General features: G+C 49.2%; 10 protein-coding genes. 3 read left to right on the top strand and 7 right to left on the bottom strand.

Annotation, left to right across the window (positions count from 1 at the left end):
* From HP548_RS33830 to HP548_RS33035, 3 genes are all read right to left on the bottom strand, one after another.
* A partial coding sequence (locus HP548_RS33830) for a hypothetical protein (protein WP_409347690.1) occupies nt 1–4,730 on the bottom strand: 4,730 nt, incomplete at its 3' end.
* Between the two features lie 199 nt (nt 4,731–4,929).
* Nucleotides 4,930–5,883 (bottom strand): NAD-dependent epimerase/dehydratase family protein, encoded by a 954-nt coding sequence (locus tag HP548_RS33040; RefSeq protein ID WP_175383993.1) that lies wholly within the window; start codon nt 5,881–5,883, stop codon nt 4,930–4,932.
* Between the two features lie 116 nt (nt 5,884–5,999).
* The gene (locus HP548_RS33035) at nt 6,000–6,521 is read right to left on the bottom strand and encodes a TetR/AcrR family transcriptional regulator (protein ID WP_076289764.1); all 522 of its coding nucleotides are present in this window, start codon (nt 6,519–6,521) and stop codon (nt 6,000–6,002) included.
* A gap of 439 nt (nt 6,522–6,960) precedes the next feature.
* Between HP548_RS33035 and HP548_RS33030 the strand changes: the two genes are divergently transcribed.
* From HP548_RS33030 to HP548_RS33020, 3 genes are all read left to right on the top strand, one after another.
* Nucleotides 6,961–7,380, top strand: coding sequence for a MarR family winged helix-turn-helix transcriptional regulator (locus tag HP548_RS33030; RefSeq protein ID WP_099853618.1), 420 nt, complete (start codon nt 6,961–6,963; stop codon nt 7,378–7,380).
* A gap of 26 nt (nt 7,381–7,406) precedes the next feature.
* Nucleotides 7,407–8,057 (top strand): nitroreductase family protein, encoded by a 651-nt coding sequence (locus tag HP548_RS33025; RefSeq protein ID WP_076289766.1) that lies wholly within the window; start codon nt 7,407–7,409, stop codon nt 8,055–8,057.
* An 81-nt stretch (nt 8,058–8,138) separates the two neighbouring features.
* Nucleotides 8,139–8,435, top strand: a complete 297-nt coding sequence (locus HP548_RS33020; protein ID WP_175383992.1) for a putative quinol monooxygenase — start codon at nt 8,139–8,141, stop codon at nt 8,433–8,435.
* A 145-nt stretch (nt 8,436–8,580) separates the two neighbouring features.
* On the opposite strand, the gene HP548_RS33015 is transcribed toward HP548_RS33020, so the two are convergent.
* The 4 genes from HP548_RS33015 to HP548_RS33000 form a co-directional block, all read right to left on the bottom strand.
* Nucleotides 8,581–9,630, bottom strand: coding sequence for an NAD(P)/FAD-dependent oxidoreductase (locus HP548_RS33015; RefSeq protein WP_175383991.1), 1,050 nt, complete (start codon nt 9,628–9,630; stop codon nt 8,581–8,583).
* A gap of 236 nt (nt 9,631–9,866) precedes the next feature.
* Nucleotides 9,867–10,682: a helix-turn-helix domain-containing protein gene (locus HP548_RS33010; protein WP_175383990.1), complete on the bottom strand. Its 816-nt coding sequence runs from the start codon at nt 10,680–10,682 to the stop codon at nt 9,867–9,869.
* Nucleotides 10,683–10,873: 191 nt separating this feature from the next.
* Nucleotides 10,874–11,881, bottom strand: a complete 1,008-nt coding sequence (locus HP548_RS33005) for a FecCD family ABC transporter permease (protein WP_175383989.1) — start codon at nt 11,879–11,881, stop codon at nt 10,874–10,876.
* Nucleotides 11,878–12,885, bottom strand: a complete 1,008-nt coding sequence (locus HP548_RS33000; RefSeq protein ID WP_175384047.1) for a FecCD family ABC transporter permease — start codon at nt 12,883–12,885, stop codon at nt 11,878–11,880. Before HP548_RS33000 ends, HP548_RS33005 begins: the two co-directional genes overlap by 4 nt.
* Nucleotides 12,886–12,891 lie beyond the last annotated feature (6 nt).

Here is a 12,891-nt window from a genome sequence, read left to right as displayed (position 1 = left end):
GCACCTGTCGCACCAGTTTCACCAGTAAGCCCCGGTGCACCAGTAGCTCCTGTTGTTCCCGTGGCTCCTGTCGTACCTGTTACTCCAGTAGATCCTGTGGCCCCTGTAACTCCGGTTCCGGTTGCGCCTGTCGCACCAGTAAGTCCCGTCGCGCCTGTGGCTCCTGTCGTTCCGGTTCCGGTTGCACCTGTTTCACCAGTTACTCCTGTAAGCCCCGTTGGACCAGTGGCTCCAGTTGTTCCCGTTCCGGTTTCGCCTGTCGCACCTGTTACTCCAGTAAGACCCGTTGCTCCGGTAGTTCCAGTAGCCCCGGAGACTCCTACTCCGGTTGCGCCTGTCACACCTGTTGCACCTGTAAATCCTGTTGCGCCGGTGGCCCCAGTTGTTCCTGTCCCGGTTGCGCCGGTTGCGCCGGTTGCACCAGTTACTCCTGTCAAACCCGTTCCACCTGTGGCTCCTGTTACCCCAGTTGAACCCGTCGCGCCGGTGGCGCCGGTAGCCCCGGTGACTCCTACTCCGGTGGCACCTGTCGCACCAGTTTCACCAGTAAGCCCCGGTGCACCAGTAGCTCCTGTTCCCGTGGCTCCTGTCGTACCTGTTACTCCAGTAGATCCTGTGGCTCCTGTAACTCCGGTTCCGGTTGCGCCTGTCGGACCAGTTTCACCAGTAGACCCTGTCGTACCTGTGGCTCCGGTAGCCCCGGTGATTCCTATTCCCGTTGCACCATTCACACCTGTAAATCCTGTGAGGCCAGTTGTACCGGTTGCGCCTGTCGCACCTGTTACCCCAGTTGAACCCGTCGCGCCTGTGGCGCCGGTAGCCCCGGTGACTCCTACTCCGGTTGCACCTGTCTCACCTGTTGCACCTGTTAAACCCGTCGCACCTGTAGCTCCAGTTGTTCCGGTTCCAGTGGCACCTGTCTCACCGGTTATACCCGTAGATCCTGTGGGTCCGGTGGTTCCGATGGCTCCTGTTGTACCAGTTACTCCGGTTAGGCCAGTCACACCAGTTGCACCAGTTGCACCAGTAGAGCCTGTTGTTCCTGTTCCCGTTGCCCCTGTCGCACCAGTTACTCCAGTAAGTCCCGTTGCACCGGTGGCTCCAGTTGTTCCGGTTGCCCCTGTCACACCAGTTACTCCAGTAATCCCCGTTGCTCCTGCCGCACCCGTTACCCCAGTTAAGCCCGTTGCACCTGTCACACCAGTTATACCTGTTAAACCCGTCGCGCCTGTAGCTCCTGTTCCCGTTGCTCCGGTAGCTCCAGTAAGACCCGCTGCACCTGTGGCTCCCGTAGCTCCGGTTCCGGTGGCTCCTGTCGCACCAGTTACCCCAGTAAGCCCTGTTGCACCTGTCACTCCAGTAAGACCTGTTGCTCCAGCAGCTCCTGTTATTCCTGTTCCCGTGGCGCCTGTTACACCTGTTAAACCCGTTGCGCCGGTGGCTCCAGTAAGACCCGTTCCACCTGTGGATCCTGTTGTTCCTGTTCCCGTTGCACCTGTCGCACCTGTTACCCCAGTTGAACCCGTCGCGCCGGTGGCGCCGGTAGCCCCGGTGACTCCTACTCCAGTTACGCCTGTTACACCGGTCACACCAGTAGATCCGGTGACTCCTACTCCGGTGGCACCTGTCGCACCTGTCGCACCAGTTTCACCAGTAGACCCTGTCGTACCTGTGGCTCCGGTAGCCCCGGTGATTCCTATTCCGGTTGCACCAGTCACACCTGTAAATCCTGTGGCGCCAGTTGTACCGGTTGCACCTGTCGCACCAGTAAGTCCCGTCGCGCCTGTGGCTCCTGTCGTTCCGGTTCCGGTTGTACCTGTTTCACCAGTTACTCCAGTAAGCCCCGTTGCTCCCGTGGCCCCTGTAGCTCCCGTTCCGGTGGCACCTGTCTCACCTGTTACCCCAGTAAGACCCGTTGCTCCGGTAGCTCCGGTGACTCCAATTCCTGTTGCTCCAGTCACACCTGTTTCACCAGTAAGTCCCGTTGCACCAGTAGCTCCCGTTGTTCCCGTTCCGGTGGCACCTGTCTCACCTGTTACTCCAGTAAGCCCCGTTGCACCAGTGGCTCCAGTTGTTCCCGTTCCGGTTTCGCCTGTCGCACCTGTTACTCCAGTTGAACCCGTCGCGCCTGTGGCGCCGGTAGCCCCGGTGACTCCTACTCCGGTTGCACCTGTCACACCTGTTGCACCTGTTAAACCCGTCGCACCTGTAGCTCCAGTTGTTCCGGTTCCAGTGGCACCTGTCTCACCGGTTATACCCGTAGATCCTGTGGGTCCGATGGCTCCTGTTGTACCAGTTACTCCGGTTACGCCAGTCACACCAGTTGCACCTGTAAATCCTGTTGCTCCAGTAGCTCCAGTAGCTCCAGTAGCTCCGGTTCCGGCTGCGCCTGTTGCACCAGTTACCCCAGTGAGACCCGCTGCTCCGGTGGCTCCCGTTGTTCCTGTTCCAGTGGCACCTGTCTCACCAGTTACTCCAGTAAGACCCGTTCCACCTGTGGCTCCTGTTGTTCCTGTTCCCGTTGCACCTGTCGCACCTGTTACCCCAGTAGATCCTATCGTGCCTGTGGCTCCGGTAGTTCCAGTAGCCCCGGTGACTCCTGTTCCTGTTGCACCTGTCGCACCAGTTTCACCAGTAAGCCCCGGTGCACCAGTAGCTCCTGTTGTTCCCGTGGCTCCTGTCGTACCTGTTACTCCAGTAGATCCTGTGGCTCCTGTCGTTCCGGTTCCGGTTGCACCTGTTTCACCAGTTACTCCAGTAAGCCCCGTTGCACCAGTGGCTCCAGTTGTTCCCGTTCCGGTTTCGCCTGTCGCACCTGTTACTCCAGTAAGACCCGTTGCTCCCGTGGCCCCTGTAGCTCCCGTTCCGGTGGCACCTGTCTCACCTGTTACCCCAGTAAGACCCGTTGCTCCGGTAGCTCCGGTGACTCCAATTCCTGTTGCTCCAGTTGCACCTGTAAATCCTGTTGCGCCGGTGGCCCCAGTTGTTCCTGTCCCGGTTGCGCCGGTTGCACCAGTTACTCCAGTAAGACCCGTTCCACCTGTCGCACCTGTTACCCCAGTAGATCCTGTCGTGCCTGTGGCTCCGGTAGTTCCAGTAGCCCCGGTGACTCCTGTTCCTGTTGCACCTGTCGCACCTGTTACCCCAGTTGAACCCGTCGCGCCGGTGGCTCCGGTAGTTCCAGTAGCCCCGGTGACTCCTGTTCCTGTTGCACCTGTCGCACCTGTTACCCCAGTTGAACCCGTCGCGCCGGTGGCGCCGGTAGCCCCGGTGACTTCTACTCCGGTGGCACCTGTCGCACCAGTTTCACCAGTAAGCCCTGGTGCACCAGTAGCTCCTGTTGTTCCCGTGGCTCCTGTCGTACCTGTTACTCCAGTAAGACCCGTTGCTCCTGTAACTCCGGTTCCGGTTGCGCCTGTCGCACCAGTTTCACCAGTAGACCCTGTCGTACCTGTGGCTCCGGTAGCCCCGGTGATTCCTATTCCGGTTGCACCAGTCACACCTGTAAATCCTGTGGCGCCAGTTGTACCGGTTGCGCCTGTCGCACCTGTTACTCCAGTAAGACCCGTTGCTCCGGTAGTTCCAGTAGCCCCGGTGACTCCTACTCCAGTTGCGCCTGTCACACCTGTTACCCCAGTAGATCCTGTCGTGCCAGTGACGCCGGTAGTTCCAGTTGAACCTGTCGCACCTGTTACCCCAGTTGAACCCGTCGCACCTGTAGCTCCAGTTGTTCCGGTTCCAGTGGCACCTGTCTCACCGGTTATACCCGTAGATCCTGTGGGTCCGGTGGTTCCGATGGCTCCTGTCGTACCGGTTATCCCAGCTAAGCCAGTCGCACCTGTCGTTCCCGTTGCCCCGGTTGCACCAGTTACCCCATCAAGCCCCGTTCCTCCGGTTACACCCGTTGATCCCGTCACGCCGGCGGCTCCAGTTGTTCCTATTCCGGTGGCACCTGTCACACCTGTTACCCCAGTAGATCCTGTCGCGCCGCTGGTTCCTGTTGATCCCGTTGATCCTGTCGTACCGGTTATCCCAGCTAAGCCAGTCGCACCTGTCGTTCCAGTTGCCCCGGTTGCACCAGTTACCCCATCAAGCCCCGTTACTCCAGTAGCCCCAGTCACACCTGTATTACCTGTAACACCTGTCACTCCAGTGCTACCTGTGGTTCCAGTTACACCTGTTGTGCCCATTGCTCCCACAGCTCCGGTAGCTCCGGTCGAACCTGTATTACCTGTCACTCCGGTCACCCCAGGATCGCCCATCGCTCCTGTTACCCCTGTCGAGCCTGTTGCACCTGTGACTCCTGGATCACCAGTAATTCCTGTTGCACCTGTCACACCAGTTATGCCTGGGATTCCGGTTGACCCAGTTACCCCTGTACTTCCTGTAACTCCCCGGCCACCAGCTTTACCTGTTACTCCAGTCAATCCTGTTATTCCTATCAAGCCAGTAGCTCCCGTACTCCCCATCTTACCTGCTAATCCCATAGCTCCTGTGGTTCCCGTAGCTCCAATAGCTCCTGTTTTTCCTTGAAACCCTCTATATCCCCTCGGTCCACGAAGCACACGACATCTGGATCTGAGTGCTCTTTTCTTTTTTAGCGTAAGCTTCTTTTTAGATTTACATTTGACTTTTCCTTTTTTAGAAACGCGAGTGCCTGCTTTTTTTAATTTGCGTCTGGTTGTACTGATGGAGGACATTTTGCGCTCCTTTTTGGATATATAGCTCACAAGAAAATCCCCCCTCCTTGTACACCGTATCAATTCTCCGCTTTTGCAATACTACACTCTATGTCTAGGACAGGTCTTGTGCACCGCCCATTAATGAAGTCATATCACCATGCATCATTTGGGTTTAGGTCGTAAGCATTAACCGAGTCATAACGTATTTTAATTATTGATTGATCAATTACAATTGAACATAACACATTTATTTCTTTTGCAGCTCACCTATCGTCTGTGTAATCCCTTCTTCAAAAGAAGTCATCTTCACCGGCCCAATGTTGGCCTCGTATTTCGTTTTACTCAACACCAGCGGTTCTTCTGTCAAATATAACATTTCAACAATTTCTTTCATTACCGGTACGGCCAATCCAAGCAGCGAAAGTCCTGTTTTGCCGAGGGCTATGACCGGTTTCGCTTTACCCGCGACCTGTTGTGCAATACGTACGATTTCCTTGCCCGATATTACGCCAGCACCAGGAATATTCCAGTTCTGCCCGTAGGCATCATCTCTGCTCGCCAACTCCACAACCATGACCGCCGCATCTGGCAAATAGACATATTCTCGTGGCGTTTTCATAGTTCCGATAAAAAAAGTCATTTTCCCTTCCGCTATTGCTTCAAGCGTAGACCCCAGGTATGAAGCCTGATTGGCAGTAGGGCCATAATAATCAGGCAATCGAACAATCATCACTTGCGCTTTGCGCCATTGACCGCTAAATAACATCTGCTCAAAGGCAAGTCGAGTTTTGCCTTTTCGAGTATGCGGCTGCTTTGGATGTTCTTCAGTCACTTCTTTCATTTGTCTTCTGCCATAAGGATAAATCCCGTCAATGACGACCACCTTCAGGCCCAGTTGTTCTGCCGCCTCCATAACGGATTCACCCAAAGGGATCAGCTTACTCTCCATTTCGTTATAAGGTACATTCGCACAGTGAAACATTACATCAGCTCCTAGTGAAGCAGCTACTATATCATCAGGTCGGAACGCATCTCCCACAGCGATTTGAAGGTAATCAGGGGAACCAAGCTTTACCGCAAGTTGCTCCAGTTTTTGACGTGAGCGACCAAAAATGGTTGTAGAAATGCCACGTTTAATCAATTCCTCTGTAATTGCTGCGCCCGTTCCACCTGTTGCCCCAACTACGATTGCTCTGTTCATTTCATCTCAACCTCTTTCTCTCAATTAGTTATTGATCAATTACTTACTTAAACACAATATAACGTATATTTAGTGATTGATCAATAACTAAAATGCAAAAAGGGATTCTTCCCTTTCTATCTATCCATAAGCTCTGGCATATGCAGTGAGGTCGATATATTACATAACATGCCAATTGCCAGGAATATTAACGTTCTTTGCTTTGGATTGGCACTGCCTGCTGCTGTGAAAGCTTCCAATACCATATCTCGCACCTCAGTGAACCCTTTTTGCATGGCTTGACGGATGACTTCCTCCTGAATCGTCTGAGCCTGCATTTGCAGCAAAATTTCGTTCTTGTGAGATTTAAGAATCTCCTCATAGGCTTCTGTTAACTCGTTCTCCAATTGATCTGGAGTAGCTGTCTCCACCACCGCTCGGAATGAATCAATTACTCGCGTCCAAGATACCTCCAGCGCTGTTAGAAGCAAAGCCTCTTTACTTTTAAAAAAACGAAAGATATACGGTTGCGAAATATTTGCCCTTTCTGCTACTTGAGCTGTGGTCGCCCGAAAATAGCCGATTTCAGCAAACACCTCAATAGCTGCGGATATGATATCACTACGTCGATTAACCGACACCGCTGCATCTTTAGCCATGGTAATCACGCCTCCATTCATTAGTAATTAATTGATCAATAGCTTGAAGTATATAGGAAAGTCTAATGCATTGCAAAGAGACTCATCACTCTAATCCTTGATCAACTAAACTGACTCGGCAGCCCTCCCATATGCTATTATCGTCCGGCTGGAAATCGATATATAGTTACTTAATTGGATAACCTACACCTACGGAACTAAGAAGACTTTCGCTTTGGAATAGATGGATTTATCTTCTCATGACTACCCTGTTGCAAAATCAAAATACTCATGATATATTAATTGAGCCATCAATGATTGATGCATCAAATATTGATACGTCAAAGATTAACTTAGCATATTTCACTGACTAAGCAATGGCACTGTATAATGGCAACTTTATGTATTTTGTTCACATAAGCCGTTGTTCATGGTCGAGATTCACCCGGGAGGTCTAGTCATGACACGTATTGTTTCCAAAGAAGAGCAGATAATCAATCTGCTGAACGTACTGGGGAATAAAATTAGTCCCAAATTCGAACGCTGTACTGGTATCAGTTCCTCTCGCTTTGAGATTTTGCATGAGTTGGATCAGGTGGACGAGATTAACCAGTCCATGCTCCAGAAAATCATCAACATCGATAGTGCTGCAATCACACGTCACTTGAAACAGCTTGAGGCGGACCTGATGGTCACGAGACGTAAAAATCCCGATGATAACCGGGTAACGTTTGTTCGTCTGACGGACCATGGTCGGAAGCAGATTGAAGGCTACAAGGCAGAGAAAACCAATTATATTAACCAGATTTTACAGGGATTCAACGAAGATGAAGTTTACGCTCTCGCCGATTTCCTGGAACGAATGCAAAACAATTTCTAAACCATATATAGAGGAGAGAATCATACATGAGTACATTCCAAAGCACTTTTCAAAAGACAAATGATTTTAACGAAATTACTTACGGCCGCCGGTCTGTAAAACTATACGATCCTGAAGTCAAAATCAGCCGTGAAGAAATGACAGAAATTCTGTCAGAAGCTTCTCGCGCCCCATCTTCCATCAATTTGCAACCTTGGCGTTTTCTCGTTGTAGATACGGCTGAAGGCAAAGAAAAGCTTGCTCCTCTCGCTAGATTCAACCAAAATCAGGTTTTGACTTCCGCAGCAGTCGTTGGTGTATTTATTGATATGAACAATGTCGAGTACATGGACGAAATTTTTGGTAAAGCGGTAGAGCTTGGTTATATGCCACAGGAAGTCAAGGATATGCAGCTCAAAACTGTAATGCCTTATTACGAAAATATGCCCGCTTCCGCTCTTCGCGATGTCAATCTGATTGACGCAGGTCTGGCTTCCATGCAATTGATGCTCGCTGCACGTGCTCATGGTTATGATACTAACCCAATCGGTGGTTATGAGAAAGATCAAATTGCTGAAGCATTCGGTATGGATAAAGATCGTTACCAACCCGTTATGCTGATCTCGATCGGTAAATCGGCCAAAGAAGGTCACCCTTCCTACCGTCTGCCTGTTGAGACAATTACGACTTGGGCATAATATCAGTCAATACGTGCTCCAGCACCAGTTACATTTCAAACAATAACAACATTCTAAATACACTAATGGAGGTTGAATATTATGATTATCATTCACGCTCACTTGCAAGTTAAACCAGACCAGGAACAAGCTTTTTTGGAAGCTACAAAAGTGCTGATCCCTGCAACACGTAATGAAGAAGGCAACATCAGCTATGATCTCGCCAAAAGTGCTGAACGCGAACATCACTACACGATGATTGAGCTGTGGAAAGACGAAGCCGCTACAGCTTCCCATAATGCTAGCGCCCATTTCCAGGCTTTCGTTCAACAAGCAGCAGCATTCATGGCCGCTCCAATGAACGTTGAAGTATTCGCTGGAGAAGCGGTTAAACGCTAAAACATGAGCCTTACACTAATTAATTAAGCAGACCGACGAGATCGTCGGCTTGTGAAAAAGAAACCGCTCCTCGTCATGCTGACGGTGAGCGGCTTTTTTGATATTGAACGAAGATTTTTATGATGACCATTTTAGTTTGTGTATTTTATTTGGTGTATAGATGCTTCATCAGCTCACGGTTTTTCTGCGTGAACAAGTCATTGTGTGAGGAAACCATTCCATGTGTATTGGCTTCGGGTGTTACGTATAGTTTGGCTTTGTTCACGGCATTGGCTGCGTCCTGGAACGCTCCTGCGATCAAAAGAAGCTTCCCTTCATGATGCAAAATATCTCCGGCAGCAAAAATGCCCGGAACAGATGTTTCGCTGACTGGTGTGCCTGCGATCCAATGATCCTTCATATCAATTTTAATATGACTATTCACCAGCAATTCCTTGTCCCGCTCATAACCGTAGTTAATGATGACCTCATCCACGGCCAGCTCCAATGAAGCTCCGTCCTCATTACGTTTCAGCACAACTGTCTCAATCTGTTGATGATCGTCTGTAGCGATCAGCTTCTCAATCGTTGTATTAAGCAGGCATACGACTGAACTGTTCTCAAGACGTGATATTTCAGCTTCATGGCCTTTCAGCGTATCTTTCCGATACGTTAAATAGACTTGTTTGGCAATAAGGGCAAGCTCGTTTGCCCAATCAATCGCCGCATTACCACCACCCGAGATCAGAACCGTTTTGTCCTTGAAACGGGACAGTGATTTGACTGTATAATGTAAGTTCGTAACCTCGAAACGTTCTGCACCTTCAATTTCCAGTTTAATCGGCTTCAGAATTCCTCCACCAATAGCTAAAATCACAGTTTTGGAGTAATGTTTTTCCTCAGAAGCGGTGTGCAGTACGAAGTGTCCTTGCTCATCCTTGGATATGGAGGTGACCTTTTCTCCAAGAACAACCTCTGGCTGGAAAGTCAGCCCCTGATTGACCATTTGTTCGATTAGTTGTGCGCCCGGAACGGGTTGTAATCCCCCTATATCCCAGATCATTTTTTCAGGATACACATGCACCTTACCGCCTAGATAGGGCTGAAATTCAATGATTTTGGTTTTCATTTCACGCAAACCGCTATAAAAAGCTGAAAATAATCCGGCAGGCCCACCACCAATAATCGTTACATCAAACACTTCATGATCTTTCATCTTGAATACCCTCATTTCCGAATTGGTTTGTCCAACATTCTTCAATTTATTCCTGCATGGTTAGAACGACCGAGGACGCATCGAGAGAAAAAAGAGCTTTTATTGTATTCATCTCAGTCAACCTTCCAACCTTTTATAATAATGATTCTCATTATCATTTAATACTATAGCAAGGATCATTGAAAATGCGAATGCACAAATCACCAATTTGGGATGTACTATTGTCTAATGGAGGCTTAATCAAGATGCATGTACTCCGAAGGAGAAACACCAAATTTACTTTTAAAAATTCGACTGAAATAGAGCGGATTGGTATAACCAACACTGATCGCAACATCGCGAATCAAATAACTACCTGATTTCAGCAGCTCCCCTGCCCTCTCCATGCGATAATGGATGACATAGTCAATTGGGCGGAATCCCGTGTATTTGTGAAAAAAGTATGAGAAACGCTTTGAACTCATACCATGTAACTCTGCTAGCTCATCCAGTGTCAGCAGATTCATGTAATGTCCATGTATATAAGAGATGGCTTGCTCAATCACCTTTTCACTCGGCGAAGTTCCACTTTCCCGTTGACTGCAGCCTGTAAAAACCTGAACCATGATGCTCAAAAATAATTCTTTGACTCGCAGTTTGCCAATTCCCCCTTGCGAGTGCAATTGTTCCTGCAGCATGACCAGTAATTCAACAACCCTTGGATTGGCACCGGATTCCAATTTGAAATGAGAGTCGCATTCCTGAACACTGTCGCCCTTTTCCAATTGGTCAAAACTATAAAACAGTAAATAATATTCATACTCCGAATGGCCTTTCACTTGTGAGTCCAGCTGCATGCCAGGTGCTGCATGAAAAACAGACCCGGGCTGTAACTCGTATAACGTTCCATCTACTGACATACTGGCTTCTCCCCGTACCACAAAAAGAAATCCATGATTTAATGTTCTGAATTCACGCAATATACTTTTGGGTTGCAAAACCAATCGATTGATTCCATCTATTTTATAAGAATGATCTGCAAATATTGAAGCTAATTGGCCCACATCTGTCATGGTAATTCCACCTATCTTTTAGAATCGGTTTAAACTGTGCCTATTTTATCTTATCACACAAATCAAGTCATATTGGGTTGCCTGAGTTCACCCTCCACCGTCAAAACTACAAACAAAGGCCATCCCTTGTCTTGACGACAAAAAGATAGCCTGATTAGCTAAGTATTGAATTAGTCTAAAACTTTTTTAGATTATTTCTTCAATAATAAATAGACAAAATACGGCACACCGATTAGGGAGACCATAATTCCAGCTGCAATTCCATCAGGGTCAACCAGGTTGCGCCCAACCGTATCGGCAATTAATAGAAGCCAGCCTCCAAGCAGAACGGCAACAGGAATAAATAACGAATTACGTGGACCGACCAGCGCTTTGGCGATGTGTGGAGCCATCAAACCGATAAACGCGATCCCTCCCGTAACCGATACAGCAGATGCGGCGGCTGCAACAGCAATCACCATGAGTACCAAGCGTTCCCGCTCAAGCTTCAAACCCACTCCGATCGCTGTTTCTTCGTTCAGCCCCATCAGATCAAGCCGTCTGGTTCTGAACAAAGTAAGCGGGATTAACACAATCAGCCAAGGCAGCAAAGCCCATATGAATGGCCAGTCTGCCCCCCATATGTTTCCGGATATCCATTTGGCAATAAAGTCGACCTTGGAACGCTCCGCGGAAGAGATAATGACGATCATGATGCCTGACAGCGCCATCGAGAATCCAACCCCGACCAGCACCATTTTTATGGGATCAAGTCCCTTGGTCCGACTATAGGAGAACAGATAGATGAGCGCCGCAGTCAGTAATGCACCGATAAAAGCAGCTAACGGCAACATATAAACGAACGTGCCCGCTTCAATCGGGAAATACAGAAAGAAGATCGCAACAGCAACACCTGCACCTGAATTGATTCCGATGATGCCTGGATCGGCCAAATCATTACGCGTAATACTTTGCAAAATAGAGCCTGACAGCGCAAGCGCCATACCAGCTAGTAATGTAATAAAAATTCGAGGTAATCGGACCGAAAACAGAACAAAGTCTTCTTTGAATGTGCCTTGGCCAAATAACACCGGAATTACCCTTTTGAAAGACAACGAGGAATAACCCCAGCTCATACCTACCACAGCTGTGATGAGGATCAGCAGCAAACACACGAGCAGAATCATTCGTTGCTTGCGAATTCGCGCAGACATTGTCATGAGAATGCTTTGCCCCCTCTACGCACAACGAACAGGAAGAAAGGTAAACCAAGCATGGAAGCAATGGCGACCACCGGTGTTTCGTAAGGTGCATTTATCGTTCGACCCAGTGTTTCGGCAAGCAGCATAAACGATGCTCCGGCAAAAATGGATACGGGTATAATATACCGATAGTCCGTGCCTACCAATTTACGGACAATATGCGGGATCATTAAGCCGACAAAGGCCATATTTCCGATCAATGCAACCGACGCTCCGGTAAGCACGATGACCAGCAGGAACAGAACAGTTTTGACGAGTACAAGCTTCTGCCCCAGTCCAGTCGCCACTTCATCGCTCAAGCTAAGAATGTTGATCTGGTTGGAAAGAAACGGAACTACAGCTAAACCAATCAGTATGACAGGCGCAATAGCTTGAATCTGCCCCCATGTCGTTCCGATGAGTCCTCCCGAAGTCCACATGGATACATCCTTGGAAATTTTGAAAAAGATACTGATACCATCCGAGATGGCATACATAAAAGCGGATACCGCTGCCCCAGCTAGCACTACCCGGATAGGGGATAAGCTGCCCCTCCGCATCGAGCCAAGCACAATAACCAAAGCTGCTCCAAGTGCAGCACCAACAAAACAAGCAACCATAATTCCAAAATATCCGAGTGATGGCATGAAAACAAAAGCCAGGGCGAGTGCCATATTGGCCCCTGAAGTCAGACCAAGCAGTCCAGGATCAGCCAGCGGATTGCGAGTAATTCCTTGCATGATGCCTCCGGAGACGGCGAGAGCCGCTCCAATCAGCATGGCAGCGAGTTCCCGTGGAAGTCTGATCTCTCGAAGAATAAGAATATTATCGTTCTTCGTCGCAGAGGTCAGGGTCAGCCACAGATTGCGAAATGTCGTTTCTTCTGCGCCAAACATCATGGCGATGATGAAACACACGATAAGTACGAGTACACTACCCAGCAGCTTGGTTGCAAACCGAAAAGGAAGTTGTTTATTTTTCATCGCGTT

It is taken from the genome of Paenibacillus taichungensis (genome assembly GCF_013359905.1).
In the GTDB taxonomy this organism is placed as follows: Bacteria; Bacillota; Bacilli; order Paenibacillales; family Paenibacillaceae; genus Paenibacillus; species Paenibacillus taichungensis.
Note: the sequence above shows the minus strand (reverse complement) of the source record. Positions and strands in the feature narration are given on the sequence as shown.